Here is a 26,891-nt window from a genome sequence, read left to right on the forward strand (position 1 = left end):
GTGGTGGCCCAGCTCGGCACCAAGGGCTCGCTCGATCAAGGCCTTTTTGAACGCCATCGACGCATCCTGAATGGCTTCGGCACTCATCGGGCCGCTGACGAACTGGTCGATCAGCTCTTTTGGAATGACTGGAAGGTCACGCTGGGCCCTGCGGGCCGGTTTCTTTGTGGTTGGCATACATGCACCTCTTCAACATGTTATGCCCGAACACAAAATTTATGACAGTCCCGAGTCAGATGCTGGCTTTTAGTCCCACCACCCCAACAAGTCTAACCATACAAGCGGGCTTGCTCGCGAAAGCGGCCTGTCAGCCCCAAATAACCCCACTGACACCCACCCACTAAATCACCGCCCCTCCAACAATTCCCCCGCCTGATCCAACAACGCCAACGGATCACTCGCCTTATGAATATCCACCGACAACAACTGCCTGAACCGACGAGCCCCCGGAAACCCGGTCCCCAACCCCAACACATGCCGCGTAATGTGATGCATCGCCCCACCACTGGCCAAATGCTCCGCAATATACGGCCGCAACTGCGCCAACGCCTCAGCCCGACTCACCACCGGCGCCTCACTGCCAAACAACCGCTGATCCACCTCCGCCAGCACATACGGATTGTGATAAGCCTCGCGCCCCAACATCACCCCATCAAACACCTGCAAATGCGCCTGGCACTGCGCAAGCGTCTTGATCCCACCGTTCAGCACAATCTCCAGCTCCGGGAAATCCTGCTTCAACTGCGCCGCCACGTCATAGCGCAACGGCGGAATGTCGCGATTCTCCTTCGGCGACAACCCCTCCAGAATCGCAATCCGCGCATGCACCGTAAAACTGGTGCACCCGGCGTCCCTCACCGTCCCGACGAAATCACACAACTGGGCATAACTGTCGCGCCCATTGATCCCGATACGATGCTTCACCGTCACCGGAATCGACACCGCATCCCGCATCGCCTTCACACAATCCGCCACCAGCGCCGGGTGCGCCATCAGAATCGCGCCGATCATATTGTTCTGCACCCGATCACTCGGGCAGCCGACGTTCAAGTTCACTTCATCGTAACCGCCAGCCTCAGCCATACGCGCGCAGGCAGCCAGGTCAGCGGGAACACTGCCGCCCAACTGCAGCGCAAGCGGGTGCTCGGCTTCGTTGTGACGCAGGAAGCGCTCGTGGTCGCCATGCAGGATCGCGCCGGTGGTGACCATCTCGGTGTAGAGCAGGGCGTGCTTGGAGAGCAGGCGCAGGAAGAACCGGCAGTGGCGGTCGGTCCAATCCATCATCGGTGCGACGGAGAAGCGGCGGGAGAGGGGAGCGGGTATGGTCGTGTTTGCGGGCATGGGGGAAATCTAAATAGATGAGGCGGAGGGCTGGAGTTTAACAGGAACGGCGACGGGCTAGCCTGGCTGGTTTTTCCAACCGGATGGGTAAGGCTTCATGTGGTGTTGTGATTGCATATTGAGATCACTTTGTAAAAAGGGTACGTTCCTCGCTCTGCCATCCCAAATTGCAATTTCAAGGATTTTTTTGTGAAAGGAATCAAGCCATTCTTGGTGCTGCGGTACATGCTCATCGAAAATAAGCAAGCGGCTCTTGTATCTAAGCCTCTTCCAAACCCCAAAGGTGCAGCCGTAGTTTCGGCCCTCCAAGACGACGGTCGTGAGTTTGTTAAAAATAAGGTGCGTTATAGTTTTGTTGGTTTTTTTTATGTTGACCCAATAAGTACAGAGTTTCCCAAGGGAAGGTTTTTGGTGGGAAAAACTGCTAAACATAAAATAACCAAAGTGGGCGATAAAATTCCTGGTGACATCGTTCCTCATGATGCCGATGATTGGGTTCCTGTCATAACAATTGTTGATACTGTTGATCAGTACGTTTTTGTACAACATGATTGGCGGTTTGGCACTGAGGAGCAGATAGCTAATGCCATTCATGCTGGTTTAAAAAATGCTATTTTGGATGAGTATAACTATTCGATATTTATAGAGCCTAAAACAGTGAGGGGGGAGTTTTGGAGTGTTGTTAATTCTCATGATAAGGTTTTTGAGATTGAGTTAGAGCTTATTTCTCCTAATATTCTTGAGACTAATGTTAAGGCCCGTGATGCGCTGGCAGCGATGAAAAAACTATTCGGTCAGGAAGAGGTTAAGATTACCCTGAGTAATGAATATGGAGATCTGAAAGCTCCAAAAGCTCCGCTAGATGACTATTTGGACTATATTGAGGAAGGTGAAGGGAAGTGGAGTGTTACAACTGAAGGCGAGAATGGCGGTAAAAAAATTCATAAAAGCATATCTGCTATAGTAAAAATTGATCTGGACGTTCCTTCGGATGAAGTAGTGATGCATGAGGGGCAGTTGGAGCTTGAGACTGGTCTTCCTGCTCCGGGGCGTACAGGAAATGATGCTCGGATGGTATCTGAAGTCTATTCAGCTATAGGCAGCTTGTTGAGGCGTTAATATGCTTCGTTTGTTATTCGTGTTTTCAGCGTCGTTTAGCCTTTCTTATCTGCTGTTGTGGGGTACTGATGGAGAGGCTAGCCCTGCTTTTGGCAATATCAATGCGGTTCTGTTTGTTTTAGGGGCAATGTTTGGGGCTTTGTCTTTGGCGTTTTTTAGTTATGTTGAAGGCGTTATGAAGGATGTTCCTAAGAAATTAAAAGTTCAGAATTTCGAGCTGTACTCTCTGGTTATTAGTTCGTTGACTGATCTAAAAAGAGAGGTTATTAGTAATGTGCTTTTGGTTGTTGTTTTGTTATTGGTAGCATTTTTTGCTGGTGCAGTTGGGGAGATGGATTTTTCACATAGGTTGAGTTATTTATCATATTTGGCATGGGTGATTCAGTCTGTTCGTGGTGCTTGTTTTTTGAGTGTTATTGTTGTGGTGTGTGTTCAATTAGCTGGGTTCGTAACGGCAAATAGTTTGCGCGCAGAAGTTTCCATGTATGGTGAATAGAGTTGTGGGGCGCGCTTCGGAGAGTCTAACGTAAACGGGATAGATTTATTTTACGCCTAGCGCTCTAGCTTCCACCTTAAATAAATCCGTCCCGTTTACTGAATGTCCCTATGTCTAGAGTTTGAAGTAGGGTTTGAGAATATTGAATTCCCCAGTAGTTTTTTGTGGGTGGCTTGTTGGGAGGTTTAGTGCGTCGTATTAAAAAGCTTGTGATGTGTTCGCCAGGAGATGATGGATATATTGATTATGGTTCCTCAATTGTCAATATTGTCAAGTATACTAGCCGCGATAAGAAAGTATTGCGGAGGGCTATAAAACCTAAAATTGGCAGTGGTCGTTTCGACGTTGCCGCTGTCCAGGCAGCTAGATTGATAACTCATGAGTACACGCATTATTTAGATTTGACAACGACAGTTTGGGGGTTGGAGTTTATAGTGCGGAGGAACTTGGCATATCAAGCTATCGATGCCGGTGCTGACATAGAGAGCAAAGCCGTTGAAGTCGCTATGCTCAATTATGCTGAGATTCTAATGCATAAGGGGTTAGTGAAAGTTTACGGTCATGTTCCGATTGAGGATGTAGTTACAAAGCATAGTCTCTCTCGAAATGAAAAGTATGGAACTATTATAATGATTCACCTAATGAAAGGTGAGGGGAGGATAGCCGATGTTCCAGTTAGTATGTTGTCTTTGCTCGAGGCTAATGCGGTCGCCAATGAATTGATGGGTGAGGCTTTATGGATTGAAAGAGTTTTTGGAGAAGTAAGCTCATTTCATAAAAATCGTATCTCGTCAAATTTAGATTCGATTATGAAAAATGTGAATGCTTTGGAATATAACGCATTTCACTTGCTGGTAGTAATCCATTTTCCACGGTTGACGATATTTGATCGCCTCCGACTTGTTGGGGCTGTGGCAGACTTTGCTCTGAACATTAGTGGGATGCATCTTTCTCATGTGGCTAATACTATATTTCGATCCATTCTCAATTCTACACTAAGAAATGCTTTGTGTAATGAGTTGTGCAGAGGCATGTCTAGGCAGGTTGTGGCCTTTAAGGTTTTGTTGTTTATTTATCAATATACTCAAGAAAATGAATTAAGTGATGAAGGTGTGTCGGAAAAGCTTAAGTCTCCTTTGGAGTTAATTTGTTCGGCGCTCCAATACTTCGGATGCGATTTGCAAGCAGTGAATGTAAGGTCTATGTCTGACTTTGAGTATTGTTTCTCGGTTAGTATGTTAAGGGGGCTGAGAAGAAAATTTGAGCCCGCTGGTCACGTGGAGGCAATGCTGAGGAACAGGAGAGCGAGAAAAAATACTGTATTTATTTCTGAGAAGTTTGGTTTTTTTAAGTTGCCTGATCTTTATTTGTTCGACGATAAGTACTTCAAGATGCCTAATAGACAAAGATTCAATCTTTGGTCGTATTATGAGTCCATTTATGATGTTTATCGCCAGCTAAATAAATTTATGAATGATCCTGATCGCTTTAGAAAGCAGCAGCTTCCCCTCGGCTTCGGACCAATGGATTACTTGCAGAATTCGAGAGGCGAGGATCAAGTAGATTAGATATTGATCAACTTTTATTGTGTTTGCTCGTGCTTCAATGGTTGCGTCAGACCTAGTGTCATGGATCCTTCACCACTCTGCTGTTCGTAATATGCAGCGGGTTTCCAAGATTGACATTGTCTGGGATATCGTGATCTGACCCCGATATTCCATTTCATGACCCCGCTACATCTTTTAATGAGGAAACGCTCCGTTCATAGATGTGGTTCGCCGAACGAATACAATTATCGGCGTATTGTGGACGGTCAGTTTGTAGGGCGTGCTTAACCAGCCATTACAACCTTAAGCCTAAATCCCATGGGAAGGTGACAATTTCTGAAGTTGCTGACACCGCAGCCCAGTTGATCTTCAATTTATCCGCAGGAGTTATAAGCACGGCTTCGTTCCTGTCCCACTGGAAATCGTCATCTATTAACAGGGGGCCCGGAATGTGCGGGTTTAACACCCCGAAAGCGATGTGGTGAAAAGCTCCTCGTGGCCCTTCACTGCCTGTGATCACTAGCTCACTATGCCGAGTGGAATCATTGAATGTTAATGAAAGATGATCCACCTGGAGATCAGCCACGACCATTTTCCCTAGCGGGGGGCAGTCAAAATGTAATGCAGGGAACTCAAACGTCGTTTTTTCATCTGTGAGCGCTACGGCGAGCGTTAATAGAGAATGGTTAGCGTCGAATGTCAGAGAAACTAGGGAGTCGGAAAATCGGTATCCCCACCAATTTTCAGCAATCTTATTTGGTTGTCCAAGTTGCTCTTTAATCCATTCTGCAGGGGCCCCCAATTCAATGCCTGTAAAGATATTTTTAGGCGTTTTTCTTGCTTGTAGCATTACAGACGGTCGTCGAAATCTGGATCTCAACGTCCTGATGCCTTGCGTACCCATCGCTAGCCACAGAAGTGTAGCGCTGCCGAGAAACCCACCGATGGCGTTTATAGCTATGTCAGCAAGGTGTAGAGAATTAGCTAAATCAATGAATGTGCTCATGGCTCCACTCTAAATTATCTGAAGTTTTTAATGGTAGTCGTCATCGCCGCTCCCGTGGATAGGCACATGGCAGCTTTGGGCCCAATGTTGCCGTGAGCGAACGACAGCGCTCGATTTAGATACGCTCGTCGGGGGGGGTGAAGGGTTAAAGGGTGATGCGAGGTTCTTGTTACGGCTCAACTCGGAACTCGACGGGGCCAAAATGCCCTTTATACCCGATTTGGGTGAGGGCTAAGCGATTGATTCACTACTTAAGGCCGCTCTGTTCTCAGAGTGCAGCCTCTAGGGCAGAGTTGAGCTCCTTACTCAGGTTCCCCAGGTGAGCCCGAAGCACATGGTCCTGTTCATCGAAAAATTGCTTGAGGGTATACAGGTAGTCTTTTTTTTCTCTGTAGCCATAGGGGCTGATGAGGTGTGTACGCATCACACTAGCTAACGGTGCAAAGTGCGCATGCGGCTCTAAGTCACGCAGGGTTGTGAGCGCCACACCAAGCAATTCACCCTTGAGTCGGCGGGGCAAGCGCGGGGATGTCAAGATAGCGTGCATAACTCGGCCGATGGCGTCCGCGGCTTCGAAGGAGATGTAAACGTGATTGCCTTCGATTTGGTTGGGTCTTAGCACGTCGACAGGTTTTGTTAGATATTCGGCATCCCTAACCCACACCGCGGTAGCGTCAACGATTTCGTACAACAGGTAGCCCAGCGGTGTTGGGAACTCATAGTTCTCGTCTTCGGGGCGGACTTCGCGAGCGCGATCGACTAAACGCCCAGCGAAATGAGGCATGTAGTGGAGCCACAAGTGATCAGCGGTACGCTGATGCAGGCCTTCCAGGACCATTATCCTGAAGAACCAGATGCCTGCATAAATCGGGTCGTGGTGCTTTCCAACATCTTTAAAGGTAAGCAGCCGCCCGTTGAATTTCTTTTCTAGGGTTTCATCTGCATCAATCCGCGCGAGTACGGCCTCGCCAATAGATCGGTAGACCCCGAGCCGGGCTGCTACGCCAACATCGGCAAAGTAGAATCGCAAGATGCGGTTCTCATCTGGCAGCCTCAAGCGGCGTCCGCCCTCGCCGAAGTTTTTGTTGTTCTTGAGCTCGCTGTACAAGACGCTAGCTTCATTTGCCAACAGTGCGTTGAAGAACTCGTCTTGGAAGTCCTCTTCAAAGCGCGTTGCGCGCTCCATGACCTCCATGCAGAGATATGGTCGAACGATCGCGAGGTGTCCGGCAAGTCGCCGGGATGACAATAATCGTTTTACGACGATGGCGGCACGACGCTGCAGCCGCTGCGAGGGGCCGATCAGGTCGGCAAGCCACTCGCGAAAACTGAACCATTTGCGGAATAACCAGTTTGCCGGAGCACCTTCTCCTAACGAGAAGGACCCGTCGTCTCGGAAAATTAGTTGGAAGTCGGGTCGTGGTGGGCGAATAGCGCTGGCCAAATGGTTTCGCACGCTCTCGGACGCAGCCAGATCAATAGCAGATGCGAGATGACGATGTAGCAAGTCAGCAAGCTCATCTAGCTTACCTGCATGTAATAGCGACGTGCTCAAGTCATCGAATAGGTCTAGGTTCCACCGTGTAAGCTTCGTCCTGCGCGACCGCCAGTAGACAAATCCAGCGAGGAGTAGAAACAGCAGGTACTGGGTGGCGCTTTTGTCGAATCCCCATAGCCAGGGGCCAAAGCTAGGAACTCCTAGTGTGGAGAGTACGGGCTGGAAAAAAAACCATGGATGACTAGCAGGGTCGACCAGATAACCAGCCAGTCGAACCAATTCAAACTTAACCGGAAGCTGAGTCTGGCAGTGCTGGGCACGATCGCCCACACCGCAGCAATTAAGCCTAGCATGGTGAGTAATGCGCTAGTGTCAATGCCTGCAGGGTTCATAGAGTGATTCAACCGTAGAATAACTGTGGGGCCAAGGGTTTTACTGAAGCAGTTGTGGTTGTTACGGAGCAGCACCGTCTTCACTGCTACATTGATGACCTGCCCGGCACTCCGTCTTCACATAGCTCATATTGCAGTCAGTGAGTCCTAACTGCCATTGCTGGCGATTTGCTTCGAAAAGAACCAATCATAGCACTGACAATGCTTGGGATTACTGCATCCAGCGAGAAGGGACGGATTTTCAGCGCATAAAAACGTTTTTGGTGCGAAATTGGTGCTTATGGTCGGCGGTAGCGCTGTAGTCCAATATTGTGAGTGCTTTAGGTTTAGGCATTCCAATCCATCAAGGGGCGACGGAGAAGCGACGGAAGAGAGGAGCGGTTTGAGTCGCCGGAAAAACTGCGTGTGCACTACTCCTCGTCTATTAATTTTAAGACCTCTGGCTTAAAAATGCCACCCAACTCATAAAATGATAGATGTACCTCGGGACTTCCGTGCGCATAGCCTCCAACTTGATACTCGGCAAAAATAAATTCTAGCCCATACTGCCCAACTATAAACGGGGTCGATGCGATCGAGCTAGGGCTCGTTCCTTCCGTAAACCATTCTCCGTCGAATTGAGTGAACTGTTTTTTAATCTTTTCCCTAATGATGTCGGAGAGCTTGTTCAAGCATTGACTATTAATCAGCAAGGAATCTAAAGTTAAGGGGGAGAATGGTGATAGGAGAAAATTTTGTGCTCTAGTCTCTCTATATCCATGCGCACCTCCCAAGAATCCTTGAATGTTGTATCGTACGCTCAATACAGAATTATCTCTCCTAATAACGTCGTATCTGCCGACCAAATAGGTTCCGAGATGAATGTAGTCATTATCAATTGCAGCCTTCTTGTTGCTTTCGGCTATAGACGTGTGCCAATTCAGCAGCTCATTACCCCAGGCTTCTATGTTTTTTGAAGCGATAATTACTTCTGCATTGCAGAAGTCTGGGAATTCAAAGTCAAAGTAAATGCCAGGATGGTTGATGTCGATTGTATATATACGTCGCTTGATTTCAACGATAGGTTGATCAAAAGCTGAGTTTCCTAAGTCGCGAATAGCTGATACCAGTGCTGACTTGTATTTAATTAGTGACTTACGATCTATTTCGCCATCATGAACCCGAGTGTGGCAGTTGGGACAGAGTGCAATAAGATTGTGATATTCGTGTTTTTTGCATTTCGCCCACGGAATAATGTGGTGAATTTCTACCCTCGAGTGTCGGCAGGCAGGAATCGCGCATTGATGACTCGCCTCAATCAACACTGCTCTTTGAATCTCCATTGGAATTGCAGGTCTAGCCACGCCACTTATTCCTTACTTAATAGTGTCGAAATCCTTTTTGCATATTATCATAGGTCGCGGCGGACAAAAGGCGTGCAATTACCACCTAGTGAGTGCTGAGCTTTTTGACCGGCGACAATGATGTAGAGCAATTCCTTGAAACGCGTAGGTTGGCTAAGGTCATATAACGCCCGCTAGCGAAGACCCTCGGCCTCTCAATTGAGCCGGCCCTTGTTTGACGTGGCCCGGGTTTCCTACTCAATTTGAATACAATCAAACCTAGCTGTCCTAGCTCTGGCAGTGGTTAGACGAAACGCAGCCTACGAGAACGCGGCGCGGCTTCGGTGTGTAGAGGCTGTGCTGGTACGAAAGTGGTACGGCCTTTTGTTGGGAGGCTTTAAGGCCACGGATTACATGGTTTGTGAGATCAGGTGGTCCAATCCATCATCGGGACGACTCACAGAGTACTGAGTGATCTCGTAACAGGCTAAATACACTGGGAAACTTCCCACACTTTTCTCAGCTTGCCCCTCAGACCCCCTCTAGCTAACCTCCTCCAGCCGCTGCCAATCCAGCGGCCGGATGTGGAAGTCCGTCCAAGCTGAAGGCGCTCAATCGCCCATAAACACCTACCGGCGTTTTTTTACGTCTGTATGATTGCTTATGGCGGCTGTGCGCGGGGCACTTCGGTGCGCCGGGTCCTTTAGCCCTGGTCTTCCACACCTGCGTACAGCTGCCACCCTCATGTGGAAGTGAGTTTGGTAGTTCCTGGAATTCTAAAGGAGCTTCGCCATGTACAAGGTCACACCGAATCCGCCTCATGCCTCAAATGCTGAACCCGCTGATGCCAAGCTTCAAGCTGCAGCTCAGCGCGCTATTCATCATTACCTGCCCCCATCTGACGACACCGCCACCTCCGATCACGCAACCAATAACCTATTCCTAGTCAGCCCCAACATCGACACCGAAACCCTCCTAGCCAACGCCGCCGAAAACCTCGAATCCGCCAACCAAATGGCCGCCACCCTGGCGTTCGATCTCGAAGACCCCCACCGCGCCATCATCCTCGGCATCCAACAACTCATCGACCTAAGCGCTCTACTCGTCGCCCGAGCCCAGGAGCAAGTCGCGCCTGCCGCCAGCCCAGCCACCGCCTGACCCCCAACCCCGCCGCCTTACCCCAAGGCGGCAACCTGAACCCATGCTGTCACCCCGCTAAATTTCATAATCCCCAGTGCCTTTGAGGTCTACGATCCTCTTCAAGAGAGGGCCCCCGCGCCTCCAGCCCATAGGGAACTGAAAACATGATCTCGAACCTGGTTAAAGTCGTGATGATTGCTGGCACGTTGCTGTTGGGCGCTTGTTCGACGGGGTCGTCGGGCGGGAGCAGTGACCCGTGTTTTTCGGGGGGATGTCGGGCGTTTGGGGACCATAGCCCGGGCAAGGCGGCCAAGATGAGTTTTGGCGGCAGTGGGTTGGGGAGCAGTTATGGGGAGTATGGGTCGGGGTTGTTGCATGATGATTGATGGGGTGGTGGGGCAGTCATTGATGTGTTGACTGACCCACCGCTTTCGCGAGCAAGCCCGCTCCCACATTCGATCTGTGGTGGAGGCAAAAATTGTGGCGTTAGTGCCCGCCTTTCATGCGGCGGGCAATCAGGTAGATGCCCAGGCCGACCAGCGCTGTGGCGGCGCCGATGTAGCCGGTGCTGGTCCAGCCATACTCGGCTGTAATCGCCATCCCGCCAAACCACGGCCCCAGCGCGTTTGCCAGGTTGAATGCTGCGTGGTTGGACGCTGCCGCCAGGCTTGGGGCTTCGTGGGCGATGTCCATCAGGCGGATTTGCAGCGGTGCGGCCAACGCCACCATGGTGCCGACCAGGCCCATGCTCAGCAGCACGCCCCATAGCGACGATGCCGCGAAAGGGAAGAACAGCAGCACGGCTATCGACCACACCAAGATCAAGCCCACCGCGCGGAACTGCATGCGGTCGAACAGCTTGCCGCCGGCAATGTTGCCGATGATGCCGCCGACGCCAAAGGCGGCGAGGCCGAAGGGGATCCACTGCGGCGAGACTTTGGTCACTTCGAGCATGGTCGGGGCGAGGTAGCTGAATACGCAGAACATACCGGCAAAGCCAATTGCGCCAATCGACAGCGCCATCCACACCTGCGGTTTGGTGAAGGCGCGCAGTTCTTTGCGCGGGTCGCTGCGCGGTTCGTCGCGGCGGTCGGGGACGAATTGCCAGACGAGGAAGAGGGTGCACAGGGCGATGGCGCTGACCAGGGCGAACGCCGAGCGCCAGCCCAGGTGTTGGCCCAGGAAGGTGGCGATGGGGTTGCCGAGCAGCATGGCCAGGGTCAGGCCCATCATCACGCGGGCCACGGCGCCGGCGCGTTTGTCGTTGGGCACCATGCTGGAGGCGACGACGGCGGCAATGCCGAAGTAGGCGCCGTGGGGCAGGCCGCTGATGAAGCGGAAGGCCACCAGCGAGCCGAAGGTCGGGGTGAAGGCGGTGGCAAGGTTGCCCAGCGCGTACAAGCCCATCAGCAATAAGAGCATGTGTTTGCGCAGCAGCTTGGCGCCGAGGATGGCCAGCAGTGGCGCGCCGACCATGACGCCGAGGGCGTAGGCGCTGATCGCGTGGCCGACTTGGGGTTCGCTTAAGCCCAGGTTTTGGGCGATGTCGGGCATCAGGCCCATGATGGCGAATTCGCCGGTGCCGATCGCGAAGGCGCCCACGGCCATGGCCGCTTCCATTTTGGCGGCGCTGCGCGCGGGCAGCACGTGCCCGGGTGTTTGCTGGATAGTCATGGGTAACTCTGTGTGGGTGAAGTGCACGAAGGACCGCCGCCGATGCTACGCAAGCAGCGGCGAAGGTGTCTAGAACAGCCTTGACCGCGAGAGTTCCGCGCCGATTGCGACCCTGTGACGCCACGTCGCGCTTGCTCGGCTTGACAGGGGCGGGGAAAAGTCCGGTTTTAGCGCTGTCAATTAGCCAAACGACGCATAAACGCTGTTTAGCGTGATATTCTGCGCGCCGTCTTGGTCTAGTCTTTCCCCGGTGCGTACATCCGTATACGCCCCGGCGGTTGGCTGTCGCCCAGGTAGCTGAAGCCAATAATGATAAGAAGTCAGCGCAGAAGGGACAAAAACAGTGAGGTCGATACGTCGGCCTTGTGTGCCCACCCTGCGGCCCTTACGTGAATGTGCAAACCCCGCGGTGCGCTGCCTGGCGCGGCGTGGTGGAGGGTTGCGCATGCTCAGGGGCGGTGGGGCGGATGGCGTTTTATCATAGGTGCTACTGATGTTTAAAAAAGTAAACACTGCCCTGCTGGGGCTGGCTTTGTCGATGGGGATCACGTCCGTTCAGGCGCAAGAGGCAAAGAAAGTCGATGTGCTGCTGATCGGCGGCGGCATCATGAGTGCGACCCTGGGTGTATGGCTTAACGAGCTGCAGCCGGACTGGTCGATGGAGATGGTCGAGCGCCTGGATGGCGTGGCCGAAGAAAGCTCCAACGGCTGGAACAACGCCGGTACCGGTCACTCGGCGTTGGCTGAGCTGAACTACACGCCGGAAGACAGCAGCGGCGTCGTTCAGATCCCGAAAGCGGTCGAGATCAACGAAGCGTTCCAGATCTCCCGTCAGTTCTGGTCCTGGCAGGTCCAGCAGGGCGTGCTGAAGAACCCGCGTTCGTTCATCAACTCCACACCGCACATGAGCTTTGTGTGGGGCGATGACAACATCAAGTTCCTGAAAAAACGCTACGAAGCCCTGCAAGCGAGCCCGCTGTTCGCTGGCATGCAGTACTCCGAAGACCCGGCGCAGATCGCCAAATGGGTTCCGCTGATGATGGAAGGCCGTGATCCGAAGCAGAAGATCGCCGCCACCTGGAGCCCGATCGGCACCGACGTGAACTTTGGCGAGATCACCCGCCAGTTCGTCGCCCACCTGCAAACCACGCCGAAGTTTGACTTGAAATTGTCGAGCGAAGTGCAGGACATCACCAAGAACGCCGACGGTTCGTGGCGTGTGAGCTACAAAAACCTGAAAGACGGCACCAAGACTGAAACCGACGCCAAGTTCGTGTTCATCGGCGCCGGCGGCGGTGCACTGCACCTGCTGCAAAAGTCGGGCATTCCTGAAGCCAAGGAATACGCCGGCTTCCCGGTTGGCGGCTCGTTCCTGGTGACCGATAACACGGCCATCGCCGAGCAGCACATGGCCAAGGCCTACGGTAAGGCTTCGGTTGGCGCGCCACCGATGTCGGTGCCGCACTTGGACACCCGCGTGCTGGATGGCAAGCGCGTCATCCTGTTTGGCCCATTCGCGACCTTCTCGACCAAGTTCCTCAAAGAAGGCTCGTACCTGGACCTGCTGACCAGCACCACCACCCACAACATCTGGCCAATGACCAAAGTCGGTATTCGTGAATACCCACTGGTTGAGTACCTCGCCGGCCAACTGATGCTGTCGGATGACGACCGCTTCAAGGCGCTGCAAGAGTACTTCCCGAACGCCAAGCAATCCGACTGGCGCCTGTGGCAAGCCGGTCAGCGCGTGCAGATCATCAAGCGTGACGAAGAGCAGGGCGGCGTCCTGAAACTCGGCACCGAAGTGGTCAGCTCCGCCGACAACACCCTCGCCGGCCTGTTGGGTGCATCGCCAGGCGCGTCCACCGCGGCTCCGATCATGCTGACCGTGCTGCAGAAAGTGTTCAAGGACAAGGTCGCGACCCCTGAGTGGCAGGCCAAACTGCACCAGATCGTACCGAGCTACGGCACCAAGCTGAACGACAGCCCTGAGGCTGTTGCCAAGGAATGGGCCTACACCGCCGGTGTCCTGCAACTGACGCCACCGCCTGCGATTCCGCAGATGGCCGCGCCAAAGGCCACCGAGGCTGCCAAGCCTGCGGCTGAGCCGAGCAAGCCGGCGTCTGACCTGGCGCTGTAAGCCAAGCCGGATGTTAAAAAGCCCGCTGAACCGGTAACGGTCAGCGGGCTTTTTTTGTCCAGCTTTCCCGTCGCTGAAATTCGGGATTCAATCCATTCGGGAGGCTTTCTTACTCAGTCCGCGTCAGCCATCTGCGTTTTTTTCTGGCCTGCTACTTTGGCCTTGGGGGCTTTGTGCTCTGGATTATCCAGAAATAGCTGCATCTCAATCACGAGACTTGCCATTTTTTGCTCCAAAATGGCCACTTCTGTACGGCTAATTGTCGTGCGAGATTTGGATGCTGGTTTTTTGACCGTCGGCGAAGTCAGTTTATGAGTCTCTGGCACCAATGCTTGGCGTAGGAGATTATTAATAATCGTCTGATAGCCCGTTCCGGCATTTTCGGCTCGATCACGCGCAGCCTCGATAACGGCGTCATCCAGCATGATAGTAATACGGGTTTTGCCCTTGCTGCTGGCAATTTGTCCCCGCGTGGCTTCGCTGAAATCATATTCACTTTTCATCGCTTACCTCTTGCGTAGGATCTACGTTCTTTTGCAGTTGCCTTACGAGCGCTTATAGCCCGGATGATGTCAGGGTCTCGGTAGGTAAACAGTACTGTTAGTAACCGGCCCGCTGCGTCCAGCCCTACCGCGACCCATCTCTGTTCGTCATGGTCCTTATCTTCTAAATCTCTAAGGGCCCTGTCGTCATAAAACACCATTTCTGCGTCCGCAAGATTTACTCCGTGTTTATCTTTGTTAAGTTCGTTTTTTTCGGGGTCATACTCGTAATCGAATGATTTCATTATGCATATTTCATATGTATAAAAAAGGGTGTCTGTATGCCCGTCGTCGGCTTCATGAGTATCACATGCTCGCCTTTGGACTGCGGGCGTTCTGAGCGTAGGTTTCAATTCGCTGAAACACTGTAGAACATCCTGGCGATTGAGAAGGGTAGGTCAAAGCACTGTTGATCAGTGATCGAAGCTATGTCATGCGGTTCTCATCGATTTGTTTTAGAGGCAGCCCTCGCAGGGTTCAGCAATCTGACAGACATCACCTGTTACAAAGAACCCAGGCCTTAGCAGGAGCGCGGCTGAATCAAGGGGGCATTTTTTACTGGTGCAGGTGTTGGGCGTTAGCGCCCGAGGGCTTTGTATGTGGCTACGTTATGCAGCAATGGCGGCAGTGGTCGTCGCGGCATCCGGGTGTGTGCAAGAGCGCGTTGTGCATGACCGCAGGCCGGTACAGCGTGAGTATGTCGAAGTGGTTGCGCCACAACCGCCACCGGTCCAGGTGATCGAAGTCGAACCCGCAGCCCGTTACGGCTATGTATGGTCGCGCGGTTACTGGCGTTGGGAAGGTGGGCGATACGTCGCGGTGCACGGCCATTGGGAGCACGTGCGCGAAGGCTATCGTTATGTGCATCCGCACTGGGTGCAACGCAATGACGGTTACCACTGGCAGGGCGGTGGCTGGGTTCGCTGAGCCCCGGCTGAAACAACGTCTAGATCGGCTTCTGGGTACCTAGAAGCCGAACTTCCCGCAACAGCGCGGCACCCAGTTGATCAGTGCCCAATTCCTTGTAGCCGACCGCCTTGATCTCGCCGTTCTCTTCGGCCTGGATGATGATCACCGGTGTTTCCTTGCCGGTGCCTTCGTCCACATGCAGGGCGTACTGGGGAATAGCCAGCTTGATCGGCGTACCCGCCGCTTTGCCTTGCACGTTGATCAAGAACGCTGCACAGCCGCTGTCGACATCCACGCTGGTGGCTGAGCGGCCGCTGACGAAACAGGTTTTCGGCAGGTCGGGCCAGGCGATGGTGTCGGCGGAGGCCAGGGTGGAGGCCAAGCTCAAAGTAGCGAGTAGCAGCATGCGCACGTGAGTCTGTCTCTTGATCAAGGTTTAACGCGGTTTTTACCAAAGCCTGAACGGTGTCGCAATGGTGTGGCTCAGGTCAGCCGTTTCATCCCGGTTGCCTTGGCCGCGTTCAGATCAAAGGTGGCGGTGTATTCGCAGCCGGCCGCATGGGCGCAGCGCTCTATCAGGTAGTCGGCGAAATCGGCTTTGCCCGCCGTGAATCGTCGCAGTGCCTGCCAGATGATCTCGGCATGTTCCACAGTCAATTCACGTGTGCGCAGCAGCGTTTCCAGAACGGTCACCACCTCGCTCTTGGCCGATTGGTAACAGCTTTGTAAAACCCAGACCAGTTCCACCACCGAGACCAGGCTGACAAAGCCCGGCGACAGTGCAGTGAGCGATTCGATCAGCTCCGACGCCTTGGGTGATTGGACCGGGTCATCCTGGGTGACATAACGCACCAGTACATTGGTATCCAGGCCGATCATCGCGCTTTTGCTCCCTGGGTTGCGATGGCGTGGTTCATGGCGTCGATCGATACGGCCTGGGCGGGCTTGCGGATCAACCCCTTGAGGTCATGCACGGTTTTGCTCGCGGCAATGATGGAAAACTTTCCGTCTTCCGTTTCGACAAATTCAACCCGGTCGCCGGTTTCCAGGCCCAGCGCTGTGCGGACTTGGATAGGGATGGTGATTTGCCCTTTCGAGGTAAGTGTGGCGGTCGCCATAGTGAAGATCTCCATCGTGATATTCCTTACCCTAAGGTAAGGACTGATGAAGGGCAAGATCCGTTGGTCCATAGGTCGCTCTGCTGGTGTGAGTCAGTGGGAACAGATAAAACCCTAGCCCGAACTTTTCGCTCTCACACGCTTTCCTGCGCCCCAAAGAGATACAAGCTATGACCGATCGCCACCGCTCATCCCTCCCGCCATGCAGCCTATTGTTGAGCGCGCAGGCTGCGTGCCCGCGGTTAAAGTTGGCGACACTTTGTACTGCGCAGGACCGGCCGGCTGTACACCGGAACTGGCGGTGATTGAAGATCCCGAGGCGCAATTCATCGCCGCCTGGCAGAACCTGCGGCAGGTGTTGGAGGAGGGCGGTTGCCGGTTTGAGGGCGTGGTGGACATGACCACGTACCACGTGAACATGAGCCAGCACATGGCGGTTTTTCGTGAGGTGAAAAACCGCCTGTTCCCACGCGGGCATTGCGCCTGGACCACAATCGGAGTGTCCGAACTGGCACACCCCGGTTGGCGGTGGAAATCAAATGTGCGGCGGTGCAGCGCTAGTTACTGCACCACGCGATAACAGGGTACATACGCCGCGCCGCCCGGCAACTTCATGCGGTGCTGGGCGACAAACGCCTCTAGCAGTTCGTCCAACGGCTTCATGATGGCCGGGTCGCCGTGGATTTCGTACGGGCCGTTCTGCTCGATCAGGCGAATGCCCTTGTCCTTGACGTTGCCCGCCACGATCCCCGAGAACGCACGGCGCAGGTTGGCCGCCAGTTCATGGGGTGCCAGCGCGTGGGTCAGTTGCAGGCTGGCCATGTTTTCGTGCGTCGGGTCGAACGGGCGCTGGAAGCCTTCGTCGATCTTCAGCAGCCAGTTGAAGTGGAAGGCGTCGTTGCGTTCGCGGCGGAACTGCTTCACCGCTTTGAGCCCTGCTGTCATCTGGCGCGCCACTTCAGCCGGGTCGTCGATGATGATCTGGTAGTGCGCTTGCGCCGCTTCGCCGAGGGTGGCGCCGACGAATGCGTGCAGTTGTTGCAGGTACGGCGCGGCGTGTTTCGGCCCGGTGAGGATGACCGGGAACGGCACGTCACGGTTGTCCGGGTGCATCAGGATGCCCAGCAGGTACAGGAACTCTTCGGCCGTGCCGGCGCCGCCCGGGAAGATGATGATGCCGTGGCCGACGCGCACGAAGGCTTCCAGGCGTTTTTCGATGTCCGGCAGAATCACCAGCTCGTTAACGATCGGGTTCGGCGCTTCGGCGGCGATGATGCCGGGCTCGGTCAGGCCCAGGTAGCGCCCGCCGGTAATGCGTTGCTTGGCGTGGGAAATGGTTGCGCCCTTCATCGGGCCTTTCATCACGCCGGGGCCGCAGCCGGTGCACACGTCGAGGCTGCGCAGGCCCAGTTCATGGCCGACTTTCTTGGTGTATTTGTATTCTTCGGTATTGATCGAGTGCCCGCCCCAGCACACCACGATTTTTGGCTCGACACCCGGGCGCAACGTGCGGGCGTTGCGCAGCAGGTGGAACACGTAGTCGGTGATGCCTTGGGAGTCGCTCAGATCAATGCGCTGGCTGCCCAGTTCATTCTCGGTGTAGACGATGTCGCGCAGGGCGCTGAACAGCATCTCGCGGGTGCTGGCGATCATTTCACCATCGACGAAGGCGTCGGCCGGCGCGTTCAGCAGTTCCAGGCGCACGCCACGGTCCTGCTGGTGGATGCGTACTTCGAAGTCTTGATAGGCGTCGAGGATGGTCTTGGCGTTGTCGATATGCGCGCCGGTGTTGAGGATGGCCAAGGCGCATTGACGGAAGAGGGTGTAGATGCTGCCGGTACCGGCTTCGCTTAGTTGCTGGACTTCACGTTGGGACAGGGTTTCGAGGCTGCCCTTGGGGCTGACGGAGGCATTGATGACTTGACGTTGGGGCATTCTGATTCCTTGAAGGCGCAGCCACCGCACCCGTCACGGGCAGCGATGGCTTGAAAAGGGTGAGCGCCGAATTCGGTCGCACGAGACTGTAGTTTGGCCGTCTCACAGGCAGGGCGCAAACACCGTCAAGCACCATCATGGCGCAGAACTTACTGAATCAGCTTCCAGTTTTTGTAGAAAACCCGACGCAGGGTAAAGACCAGCCCGGCAAAGCCCGCGATCACGGCGTTGAGCACGGAGGGCAGCAAGGTCGGCCGCACAATATCGATAAACAGGCAGTAACGTTTTGCGTCATTCTTGTTGAAGGACGCGTGCATCAGCGTGTCATCGAAGATGAACAGCGGGTCGTCGTGCCAGTAATGTTTGTGCTTACCCACCTGGATGTAGACACCTTCGTGGTGAGGTGCCGGCGCCATGTTGTAGAGCACGCGGAACATCATGCGCAGTGGGCCGAAGTGGAAGGATGTCGAGCGGTTCTCGTTGAACACCGAGACGCCGATGGTCTTCACAAACGGCAGTTTTTTGCGCAGTTGCGGGATGTTCAGGGTGGTTTCGATTGGGCGGCCGTACCATTGGAAAAACAACATGCCGCGCTTCTTTTCGGCCATGCGCTCATCCAGGTAGCTAATGATTTCATCCTTGTTGGTCATGGCGTCGTCAATCACTTGCTGCAGGTCTTCACGCCAGGCGGGCGGCAGGTCGCGCAGGGTGTAGACATGGCGGTTACGCAGGCTCAGCAGGTCGAACAGGGTGTTGAACGGCGCCAATATCCAGGTGTTGCGGCCGCTGCCGATGAAGTATTTCTTGATGGTGTCGGCGTCATACAGGCCGTTGCGCAGGAAGTCGTAGACACCGCACACCAGCACCAGCCCGAGGAATACCGCGGTGGTCAGGGGGAAAAGGCAAATAATCAGCAGGACACCGATGACCCATGCGACCGACACTGCTTTTTTGCGTAAGGCAGACTTGCTCATGAAACTCAGCTCCAGCTGGACGCCATTCGACAGGTCCGGATCCGTGGCTGCGAGTGGTGGGGAAGTGAAACATGTAGATACATCCCTCCTATGATAAGGCGTTCAGCGACGAATAGGCGTTTTAAATATTGCAAAATTGTGAAGGAATTGAACAAACCTTCTCGTTTATGGTCCGGCTCATACTGTTGTGCAGCAAACCCGGTGAGAGAGTGAACGGTAGCAGGCGCGCGCCAAAAGGCGCTGCGCCGATTGAATTTTGTAAACAGAAGATTTGCGACTATCGTGACGCTTCGGTTTTTTGGACGTCATAGACCGGTACGATTAAGTTGAATGGCCACCATTGGCCTTCGGCACCTTGGAAGAGGCAGAAATTTTATGATCATCAAACCGCGGGTTCGTGGCTTTATCTGTGTGACCGCTCACCCTGTTGGCTGTGAAGCGAACGTCAAGGAACAGATCGACTACGTAACCAAAAACGGCGTCATCGAAGGCGGCCCGAAGAAGGTGCTGGTCCTCGGCGCCTCCACCGGTTACGGCCTGGCCGCGCGCATCAGTGCAGCGTTTGGCTGCGGCGCTGACACCCTGGGTGTGTTTTTTGAGAAAGAAGGCGAAGAAGGCAAGCTGAGCTCCGCCGGCTGGTACAACAGCGCGGCGTTCGAGAAGTTTGCGGTTGAAAAAGGCCTGTACGCCAAGAGCATCAACGGCGACGCGTTCTCCGACGAGATCAAGCGCCTGACCATCGAAACCATCAAGAAAGACCTGGGCAAGATTGACCTGGTGGTTTACAGCCTGGCCGCGCCACGTCGTACCGATCCGCAAGGCGTGGTGCACACCTCCACCCTCAAGCCGATCGGCAAGGCCGTAACCCTGCGCGGTATCAACACCGACAAAGGCGTTGTGGTCGACACCACCCTTGAGCCTGCCACCCAAGAAGAAATCGACGGCACCGTAAAAGTCATGGGCGGCGAAGACTGGCAGCTGTGGATCGACGCCCTGCGTGACGCCGACGTACTGGCCGAAGGCGCCAAGACCACCGCGTTTACCTACCTCGGTGAAAAGCTGACCCAGGACATCTACTGGAACGGCTCCATTGGCGAAGCCAAGAAAGACCTGGACAAAAAAGTCCTGACCCTGCGCGACAACCTCGCGGCACTCAAGGGCGACGCCCGGGTGTCGGTGCTCAAGGCTGTGGTCACCCAGGCCAGCTCGGCCATCCCGATCATGCCGCTGTACCTGTCGCTGCTGTTCAAAGTGATGAAAGAGCAGGGCACCCACGAAGGTTGCATCGAGCAGGTCTACGGCCTGTTCAAGGACAGCCTGTACGGCCAAGAGCCCAAGCTTGATGCCGACGGACGCCTGCGTGCCGACCTGGCTGAGCTGGAGCCGAAAGTCCAGGACGCCGTAGCGGCGCTGTGGAACCAGGTGACTGACGACAACGTTAACGAGATCAGCGATTTTGCCGGCTACAAGGCTGAGTTCCTGCGCTTGTTCGGTTTTGAAGTCGACGGCGTTGACTACGAAGCGGATGTGAACCCGACCGTCAAGATCAATGGTTTAGTTCAAGCATAAATGCAGTTAAAAATGTGGGAGCGGGCTTGCTCGCGAATACGGCGTGTCAGTCGCCGATAGGTTGGCTGATACACCGCTTTCGCGAGCAAGCCCGCTCCCACATTTGCTTTGTGTGAAGCCGGACCGCTCCTGCAAGCCATCGCGCTCCCGCTACCGTCCTTAATCTGCCAGACTCCACCGGCTATCAAGCCACGCTAACGGAGGATCTGATGACGATTCGTGCAGTAGTTTTTGATTTCGGCGGTGTCCTGTTCGACTGGAACCCGCACCACCTGTACCGCAAGCTAATTGCCGACGATCGCGAGCGGCAGCACTTTCTCGACACCATCTGTACTCAAGCCTGGAACACAGAGCAGGACGCCGGCCGCAGCCTGGCCGAAGGCACTCGCCACCTGATCGAGCAATACCCGCAACACGAACCTCTCATCCAGGCCTATTACGAGCGCTGGCATGAGATGTTGCGCGGCTCATTGCCGGAAGGCGTGGCCATTCTCGAAGGTCTGCATCAAGCCAATATGCCGTTGTTCGGGCTGACCAATTGGTCGGCTGAAACCTTCCCTTATGCGCGGGCCCACTATCCGTTCCTGCAGCGGTTTCGCGACATCGTGGTGTCGGGCGAGCTGAAGCTGATCAAGCCGGATGCGGCGATCTATCACGCGAGCCTAAGCCAGGTGCGTGCCCATCTGCCGGCTATCCAGGCCAGTGAAGTGGTGTTTATCGATGATGTGGCCGGCAATATCGAGGCGGCTATCGCCCTCGGTTGGCAAGGTATTCACCACGTGTCGGCCGAGCGTACCGCTGCACGCTTGCGTGAGCTGGGCGTGCGCTTCTAGCGCGCCCACTTTTCCATGGCGAAATCCACAAAGGCGCGCAACTTGGGCAGGCGATATCGGTCTTGGCCGTAGAGTAAGTGCATGGGGCGGCTGGACAGTTGATAGGTGGTCAGCAAGGCCACCAGCTTGCCGCTCTCCAGGTCCGGTTGCACCAGCGCATCGGCCAGCATGATGATGCCCATGCCGTTCACTGCCGCCTGGCGCAAACCTTGCGAGCTGTTGATGGTCAATGAGCCGGACACCGCAACCTCTACCTCGCCTTCCTCGCCGGTCATGCGCCAGCGCTTGTCGGTGTCGCGCCAGTTGTCGGTCGCAGGGTAGGCGAATGCCAGGCAGTTGTGTTGCCGCAGGTCTTCGGGTTTGGACGGCGTGCCGCGTCGCGCCAGGTATTGGGGTGATGCGCAAAGGATGAGTGTGTAGGCCTGCATGGGCCGGGCGATCAGGCTGGAGGGTTCCAGTTCGCCGAGGCGGATCGCCACGTCGAAGCCGCTGTCGACCAAGTCCATCCGCTCATTGCTCAGCATCACGTGCAGGTCGATCAGCGGGTATCGCTGGGAAAATTCGCTCAGGGCCGGTGCGAGGCGTTCGGTGCCGAACACCGGTGGTGCGGTGATACGCAGGCTGCCTTTAGGGGTTTCACTGTGGATCTGCTCCGCCAATAACTCGGAGTCGGCCACCAGACCCAGCACCTCCAGGCAGCGCTGGTAGTACTGCCCGCCAAACTCGGTGAGGCTTTGTTTGCGCGTGGTGCGTTTGAGCAGGCTGACGCCCAAGCGTTGCTCCAGCGCGCGCAGGTGATTGCCGACCATGGTGGTCGACATTCCGCACTCCTGTGCGGCGGCCGTCATGCTGCCGGTCTCCACCACTTTCACGTACACCGACATCGCTTGGAACAGGTCCATTATCAAGCCTTGGTTTAAAGTCATTGCAGGAAAGTGCAGTTTATCCAGCTTGGGTGGCTAACGATACTGCACCTATCCCAACGATGCACTGGAGCTTGCCACCATGACCGCCGCCTGCCTGATGACCACGTATCAACCCTTGGCCCTGAGCTTCACCCGTGGCCTGGGCACGCGCCTGTGGGACCAGCAGGGCCGTGAATACCTCGACGCGGTGGCCGGTGTGGCGGTGACCAATGTCGGGCATTCGCACCCGCGGCTGGTGACGGCGATCAGTGAGCAGGCGGGGCTGCTGCTGCACACGTCCAACCTCTACAGCATCGACTGGCAGCAGCGGCTGGCCCAGCGCCTGACGCAGTTGTCCGGCCTGGACCGCGCGTTCTTCAACAACTCCGGCGCCGAAGCCAATGAGACGGCGCTGAAACTGGCACGGCTGCATGGCTGGAAAAAAGCTATCGAAGAACCCTTGGTGGTGGTGATGGAAAACGCTTTTCACGGGCGTACCCTCGGCACCATGGCGGCCAGCGACGGGCCATCGGTGCGCTTGGGCTTTCAGCGTTTGCCGGGCGATTTTCTCAAGGTGGGGTTTGGCGATCTGGCGGCGCGGGAAGCCATTACGCAACAGTTCGGCCCGCGCATTGCGGCGGTGCTGCTGGAACCGATTCAGGGCGAAAGTGGCGTGCTGCCAGCGCCGCCCGGCTACCTCAAAGCCCTGCGCGAGCATTGCACGCGCCACGGTTGGCTGATGATGCTCGATGAGATCCAGACCGGCATCGGCCGCACTGGCGCCTGGTTTGCGTTCCAGCATGAAGGCATTGTGCCGGATGTGATGACCCTGGCCAAAGGTCTCGGCAACGGGGTGCCCATCGGTGCTTGCCTGGCCCGTGCTTCGGTGGCTCAGTTGTTCACCCCCGGCAGCCACGGCAGCACCTTCGGCGGCAACCCGTTGGCTTGCCGCGTGGGCTGCACGGTACTGGACATTATTGAAGAGCAAGGCTTATTGCAGAACGCTGCGCAACAGGGCACGCATTTGCTGGCGCGGTTGCGGGTGGAGTTGCGTGAACACCCGCAGGTGCTGGCGATTCGTGGGCAGGGCTTGATGATCGGCATCGAACTGGCCCGCCCTTATCGTGACCTGGCCCTGCGTGCGGCGCACGAGCATGGCCTATTGATTAACGTGACGCGCGGCAAGATCATTCGCCTGCTGCCACCGCTGACGCTGGATGCCAAAGAGGTCGAGATGATCGTGCGGGCCATCACCCGTCTAGTGGATTGAAACCTGGTCAAACAGGTGGGAGGCGTGATGTTCAGCGATTTGGGCCATTCAGCCATTCCTGATTCATGGTTTCGGTATCGCCCAGGTACTCCAACAACCAACTCATCGCCGGCGACAGTTTGTTCTGCGCCCATGCCACGCACGACGGGCTGGCTGGGAACGGCCGGCTCAATTGCAGCGCTACCAGTTCGCCGCGTTCGATCCATGGCAACACTTGATGCGCCGGCGCCATGCCGACGCACAGGCCGTCGCGCAGGCAATCAAGCGCCGAGGACCAGTTGGGCACCACCAGTCGGCGTTGGTTATCCAGGGTCCAGGTGTCGCGCTTGGGCAGGTTGCGTGAGGTGTCGGTCATGCACAGCGACGCGAACGGGCGCAGTTGGTCGTCACTGAGCAAGCCTTCCACGCTCGCCAGCGGGTGCTTGGCGCTGACCACGCACAGCCAGTTCAACAGCCCCATGTCCCGAAAGGTAAAGTGGCTGGCCACCGGCACCGCGCTGGTGGCGCCGATCACGATGTCGGTGCGCTCGTCGGCCAAGGCGTCCCACACACCGTTGTACACCTCGTACTCCAGCAGCAATTCCACCTCGGGAAACTGGCGGTAGAAGTCCAGCACCAGTTGCCGACAGCGCTGGGGTTTGACGATGGAATCCACCGCCACCTTCAGTTGGCCGCTCCAGCCATTCGCCACCTGCTGGCATAAACGCCGGGTGCCGAGCATTTTTTTCATCACCCCGCGGGCTTCGTCTATAAATAAACGGCCGGCCGGGGTGAGCTCCACGTCGCGATGGCGCCGCACAAACAGCGGCACCGCCAGCCATTCTTCGAGCTGGCGTACGGTATAGCTGATGGCGGATGGCACGCGATGCAGCTCTTGGGCGGCGGCGCTGAAGCTGCCGTGGCGCGCGACTGCATCGACCACGTCCAGGGAGTATTCGGACCACATAATCGCTGCCTTCAAAATAGTTGATAGGAACGTCCAATTATTATCGCTTCACACACAAACTGTCAGCTTCATAATGGGCGCCAGTCAGCAAATAGTTTGATGGCAGATTCAGCAAGGCTTCAATGAAAAATTCTTTTGGTTTTACCTGGTATCTGGCGGGGCTGAGCATGCTCGGTTATCTCGCCATGGACATGTACTTACCGGCGTTCGGCGCCATGGGCGAACAACTGCACATCAGCCCCGGGGCCGTGGGCGCCAGCTTGAGTATTTTCCTCGCCGGCTTTGCGGTGGGGCAACTGTTGTGGGGGCCGTTGTCTGATCGCCTCGGGCGCAAGCCGGTCCTGCTGACGGGCCTGAGCCTGTTCGTGTTCGGCTGCCTGGGCATGTTTTGGGTCGAGACGGCGCCGCAGCTGTTGGCATTGCGCTTTGTGCAGGCGATTGGCGTGTGTTCCGCCGCCGTCAGTTGGCAGGCGCTGGTAATCGACCGTTACCCGGCCGATAAGGCGCACCGTGTGTTCGCCAGCATCATGCCGCTGATGTCGCTGTCACCGGCTTTGGCGCCACTGTTGGGGGCCATGGTGTTGAATCACTTCGGCTGGCAGGCAATCTTCGCGGTGTTGCTGGGCGTGTCGCTGCTGTTGCTGCTGCCGACGTTGTTCCTGCGCAAAATGCCGAAGCGTCGGGCAGAGGAGGGCGAACCTTCGCGCCTCGGTTATGGGCAGTTGCTGACTTCCCGCGTGTTCACTGGCAACGTGATGATCTTCGCCGCGTGCTCCGCCAGCTTCTTTGCCTGGCTGACCGCTTCGCCCTTCATCCTCGGTGCTATGGGCTACAGCCCGAATGACATTGGCTTGAGCTACGTGCTGCCGACCTTGGCCTTCCTGATCGGTGGCTACAGCTGCCGCAGCGCCTTGCAGCACTATCAGGGCAAAACCCTATTGCCCTGGCTGCTGGTGGCTTATTGCATCAGCATGGTGGCGTTGTACTTGGTCGCCACCTTGACCGTGCCGACCCTGACCACCTTGCTGATCCCGTTCTGCCTGATGGCGCTGGTCAACGGTGCCAGTTACCCCATCGTAGTAGCGAATGCGCTGATGCCGTTTGCGGAAAACTCCGGCAAGGCGGCGGCGCTGCAAAACACCCTGCAACTGGGACTGTGCTTTCTGAGCAGTCTGTTGGTGTCGTCGATGATTGATCAGCCATTGCTGATTACCGTGATTGTGATGTTGGCGACGGCGCCGTTGGCGGTGCTGGGTTACTGGCTGGCGCGGCCGAAGACGGACAATTCGGAACTCGCAAACGCTTAAGCTTTAATACGATCAAAAATGTGGGGGCGAGCAAGCCCACACATTTGGAGTCGGTTTGGTCAGTGGTCAGAAGGTCACTTCCATATTCAGCGTCGGCGTTGAGGTCCGGGTACCCCGGCCGCCGTCCACGCCGAACTTGTTATGCCAATACTCGTAACCCACCCCGAGATACAGGTTCGGCTTGACGCTTTTGCCCGGTCGCACCGCCACCATCAGCGCGGTGCGCAGCAGGCCTTCCGGTGCGGTGTCACGGCCGTGATAGTCCTCGCCTTTGTCCCCGACGTAATTGATAAACCCCTGGAATTTCGCCGCGCGGTTGGCGATGTCAAACGGGCGCATCCAGGTCAGGTTGAGCATGTAGGTGTCGTCGAAGGTGTGGTTCGACTCTTGCGCGCCGGGGATGCCGGTGTGGTTCCTTTCTTTGTAGTACATCAGGCTCAAATCCAGCACGCCGACGGTATTGAACTTCAACGTCGGGCCGATCACCAGTGCGCGTTTTTTGGCTGAGGCGAGGTTGTTGTTGCGGTTGGCGTCGAAGCCCAGGGTCAGGGCGTAATCTTTGATCAGCCCGGTGCCGAGCGGCACATCAAATACCCGTGAAGCGTACAGCTGATGCCGATACACCGCGTAGACCTCACTGCCGCCGTGATCGGTGCCCTTGCGCGGGTCGCGACTGTCGGACAAGAACACATCCAGGTTCAGGAAGTTGCTGCCGTATTGGTAGCCGCTGGCATGGGTGAAACTGTAGATGCGCTTGCTGAAGTCGTCGGGGTTATTCGGGTTGGTAAAGTGTTGGCCGTAGCGAAACCCCACGCTGTTGTTCATCCATTCCACCGCAGCCGCCTCCCCACCGCCGAGGAGGGTGAGTGCAACGGTTGCGCCCTGTACTGCCTTTTTCATTGTTCTAG

Annotated in this window: 26 protein-coding genes and 2 pseudogenes; 12 read left to right on the forward strand and 16 right to left on the reverse strand. The window is 55.7% G+C overall.

All coding sequences use genetic code 11. The features are described from left to right. Positions 1-177 (reverse strand): annotated as a pseudogene (locus E0F99_RS17160) (IS256 family transposase); the annotation flags it as partial. A 168-nt stretch (positions 178-345) separates the two neighbouring features. Beyond that, complete coding sequence (gene dusA, locus E0F99_RS17165) at positions 346-1,341, reverse strand: tRNA dihydrouridine(20/20a) synthase DusA (RefSeq protein WP_083359533.1); 996 nt, start codon at positions 1,339-1,341, stop codon at positions 346-348. Between the two features lie 189 nt (positions 1,342-1,530). On the opposite strand from dusA, the gene E0F99_RS17170 reads away from it, so the two are divergent. From E0F99_RS17170 to E0F99_RS17180, 3 genes are all read left to right on the forward strand, one after another. Beyond that, positions 1,531-2,460, forward strand: coding sequence for a hypothetical protein (locus tag E0F99_RS17170; RefSeq protein ID WP_083359532.1), 930 nt, complete (start codon positions 1,531-1,533; stop codon positions 2,458-2,460). A gap of 1 nt (position 2,461) precedes the next feature. Continuing rightward, complete coding sequence (locus E0F99_RS17175; protein ID WP_165447619.1) at positions 2,462-2,956, forward strand: hypothetical protein; 495 nt, start codon at positions 2,462-2,464, stop codon at positions 2,954-2,956. A gap of 188 nt (positions 2,957-3,144) precedes the next feature. Next, positions 3,145-4,524 (forward strand): hypothetical protein, encoded by a 1,380-nt coding sequence (locus E0F99_RS17180; RefSeq protein ID WP_130908831.1) that lies wholly within the window; start codon positions 3,145-3,147, stop codon positions 4,522-4,524. Between the two features lie 274 nt (positions 4,525-4,798). Here the strand turns inward: E0F99_RS17180 and E0F99_RS17185 are convergent, their stop codons facing one another. The 3 genes from E0F99_RS17185 to E0F99_RS17195 form a co-directional block, all read right to left on the reverse strand. Beyond that, a complete protein-coding gene (locus tag E0F99_RS17185) occupies positions 4,799-5,509 on the reverse strand; it encodes a hypothetical protein (protein WP_083359530.1) in 711 nt (236 codons plus the stop codon). Positions 5,510-5,777: 268 nt separating this feature from the next. Beyond that, entirely contained in the window at positions 5,778-7,337 is a 1,560-nt protein-coding gene (locus E0F99_RS17190) for a hypothetical protein (RefSeq protein WP_130908832.1), read from the reverse strand. Positions 7,338-7,809: 472 nt separating this feature from the next. Next, positions 7,810-8,742 (reverse strand): HNH endonuclease, encoded by a 933-nt coding sequence (locus E0F99_RS17195; protein ID WP_130908833.1) that lies wholly within the window; start codon positions 8,740-8,742, stop codon positions 7,810-7,812. A gap of 771 nt (positions 8,743-9,513) precedes the next feature. Between E0F99_RS17195 and E0F99_RS17200 the strand changes: the two genes are divergently transcribed. Then, positions 9,514-9,879, forward strand: a complete 366-nt coding sequence (locus tag E0F99_RS17200; protein WP_083359528.1) for a DUF6124 family protein — start codon at positions 9,514-9,516, stop codon at positions 9,877-9,879. 146 nt (positions 9,880-10,025) lie between these two features. Continuing rightward, positions 10,026-10,247, forward strand: a complete 222-nt coding sequence (locus E0F99_RS30460) for a hypothetical protein (RefSeq protein ID WP_083359527.1) — start codon at positions 10,026-10,028, stop codon at positions 10,245-10,247. A 100-nt stretch (positions 10,248-10,347) separates the two neighbouring features. Here E0F99_RS30460 and E0F99_RS17210 read toward each other — a convergent pair whose 3' ends face one another. Continuing rightward, complete coding sequence (locus tag E0F99_RS17210; RefSeq protein ID WP_083359526.1) at positions 10,348-11,535, reverse strand: MFS transporter; 1,188 nt, start codon at positions 11,533-11,535, stop codon at positions 10,348-10,350. 493 nt (positions 11,536-12,028) lie between these two features. Here E0F99_RS17210 and mqo point away from each other — a divergent pair, with 493 nt between their 5' ends. Then, on the forward strand, positions 12,029-13,675 hold the full coding sequence (gene mqo, locus E0F99_RS17215; protein ID WP_083359525.1) for a malate dehydrogenase (quinone): 1,647 nt from the start codon (positions 12,029-12,031) through the stop codon (positions 13,673-13,675). Positions 13,676-13,788: 113 nt separating this feature from the next. Here mqo and E0F99_RS17220 read toward each other — a convergent pair whose 3' ends face one another. Further along, positions 13,789-14,178 (reverse strand): BrnA antitoxin family protein, encoded by a 390-nt coding sequence (locus tag E0F99_RS17220; protein ID WP_083359524.1) that lies wholly within the window; start codon positions 14,176-14,178, stop codon positions 13,789-13,791. Continuing rightward, positions 14,175-14,462 carry a BrnT family toxin gene (locus E0F99_RS17225; protein ID WP_083359523.1) on the reverse strand — a complete coding sequence of 96 codons (288 nt, stop codon included), beginning with the start codon at positions 14,460-14,462 and terminating at the stop codon, positions 14,175-14,177. The genes E0F99_RS17220 and E0F99_RS17225 overlap by 4 nt, the downstream gene beginning before the upstream one ends. Positions 14,463-14,814: 352 nt before the next feature. Here E0F99_RS17225 and E0F99_RS17230 point away from each other — a divergent pair, with 352 nt between their 5' ends. Further along, positions 14,815-15,144, forward strand: a complete 330-nt coding sequence (locus E0F99_RS17230) for a YXWGXW repeat-containing protein (protein ID WP_083359522.1) — start codon at positions 14,815-14,817, stop codon at positions 15,142-15,144. A gap of 19 nt (positions 15,145-15,163) precedes the next feature. Here the strand turns inward: E0F99_RS17230 and E0F99_RS17235 are convergent, their stop codons facing one another. The 3 genes from E0F99_RS17235 to E0F99_RS17245 form a co-directional block, all read right to left on the reverse strand. Next, positions 15,164-15,532, reverse strand: a complete 369-nt coding sequence (locus E0F99_RS17235) for a hypothetical protein (RefSeq protein ID WP_083359521.1) — start codon at positions 15,530-15,532, stop codon at positions 15,164-15,166. Positions 15,533-15,609: 77 nt separating this feature from the next. After that, complete coding sequence (locus tag E0F99_RS17240; RefSeq protein ID WP_083359520.1) at positions 15,610-16,005, reverse strand: PIN domain-containing protein; 396 nt, start codon at positions 16,003-16,005, stop codon at positions 15,610-15,612. After that, entirely contained in the window at positions 16,002-16,259 is a 258-nt protein-coding gene (locus E0F99_RS17245; RefSeq protein WP_083359519.1) for an AbrB/MazE/SpoVT family DNA-binding domain-containing protein, read from the reverse strand. The genes E0F99_RS17240 and E0F99_RS17245 overlap by 4 nt, the downstream gene beginning before the upstream one ends. A gap of 155 nt (positions 16,260-16,414) precedes the next feature. On the opposite strand from E0F99_RS17245, the pseudogene E0F99_RS17250 reads away from it, so the two are divergent. Next, a pseudogene (locus tag E0F99_RS17250) lies at positions 16,415-16,805 on the forward strand (RidA family protein). Here the strand turns inward: E0F99_RS17250 and ppnN are convergent. After that, entirely contained in the window at positions 16,806-18,179 is a 1,374-nt protein-coding gene (ppnN, locus tag E0F99_RS17255) for a nucleotide 5'-monophosphate nucleosidase PpnN (RefSeq protein ID WP_083359518.1), read from the reverse strand. A gap of 149 nt (positions 18,180-18,328) precedes the next feature. Next, positions 18,329-19,153: an aspartyl/asparaginyl beta-hydroxylase domain-containing protein gene (locus E0F99_RS17260; RefSeq protein WP_083359517.1), complete on the reverse strand. Its 825-nt coding sequence runs from the start codon at positions 19,151-19,153 to the stop codon at positions 18,329-18,331. 375 nt (positions 19,154-19,528) lie between these two features. Between E0F99_RS17260 and fabV the strand changes: the two genes are divergently transcribed. Continuing rightward, entirely contained in the window at positions 19,529-20,722 is a 1,194-nt protein-coding gene (fabV, locus tag E0F99_RS17265) for an enoyl-ACP reductase FabV (RefSeq protein WP_083359516.1), read from the forward strand. A 209-nt stretch (positions 20,723-20,931) separates the two neighbouring features. Continuing rightward, the gene (locus E0F99_RS17270; RefSeq protein WP_083359515.1) at positions 20,932-21,555 is read left to right on the forward strand and encodes an HAD family hydrolase; all 624 of its coding nucleotides are present in this window, start codon (positions 20,932-20,934) and stop codon (positions 21,553-21,555) included. On the opposite strand, the gene E0F99_RS17275 is transcribed toward E0F99_RS17270, so the two are convergent. Beyond that, a complete protein-coding gene (locus tag E0F99_RS17275) occupies positions 21,552-22,457 on the reverse strand; it encodes a LysR family transcriptional regulator (RefSeq protein ID WP_083359514.1) in 906 nt (301 codons plus the stop codon). The genes E0F99_RS17270 and E0F99_RS17275 overlap by 4 nt on opposite strands. 103 nt (positions 22,458-22,560) lie before the next feature. On the opposite strand from E0F99_RS17275, the gene E0F99_RS17280 reads away from it, so the two are divergent. Then, complete coding sequence (locus E0F99_RS17280) at positions 22,561-23,730, forward strand: aspartate aminotransferase family protein (RefSeq protein WP_130908834.1); 1,170 nt, start codon at positions 22,561-22,563, stop codon at positions 23,728-23,730. A 31-nt stretch (positions 23,731-23,761) separates the two neighbouring features. Here E0F99_RS17280 and punR read toward each other — a convergent pair whose 3' ends face one another. Continuing rightward, complete coding sequence (gene punR, locus E0F99_RS17285) at positions 23,762-24,676, reverse strand: DNA-binding transcriptional activator PunR (protein WP_083359512.1); 915 nt, start codon at positions 24,674-24,676, stop codon at positions 23,762-23,764. 122 nt (positions 24,677-24,798) lie between these two features. Between punR and punC the strand changes: the two genes are divergently transcribed. Further along, complete coding sequence (gene punC, locus E0F99_RS17290) at positions 24,799-25,983, forward strand: purine nucleoside transporter PunC (RefSeq protein ID WP_083359511.1); 1,185 nt, start codon at positions 24,799-24,801, stop codon at positions 25,981-25,983. 66 nt (positions 25,984-26,049) lie between these two features. On the opposite strand, the gene E0F99_RS17295 is transcribed toward punC, so the two are convergent. Further along, entirely contained in the window at positions 26,050-26,883 is an 834-nt protein-coding gene (locus E0F99_RS17295; protein ID WP_083359510.1) for a nucleoside-binding protein, read from the reverse strand. Positions 26,884-26,891 lie beyond the last annotated feature (8 nt).

The sequence above is a fragment of the Pseudomonas antarctica genome (assembly GCF_900624995.1).
Classification (GTDB): domain Bacteria; phylum Pseudomonadota; class Gammaproteobacteria; order Pseudomonadales; family Pseudomonadaceae; genus Aquipseudomonas; species Aquipseudomonas antarctica.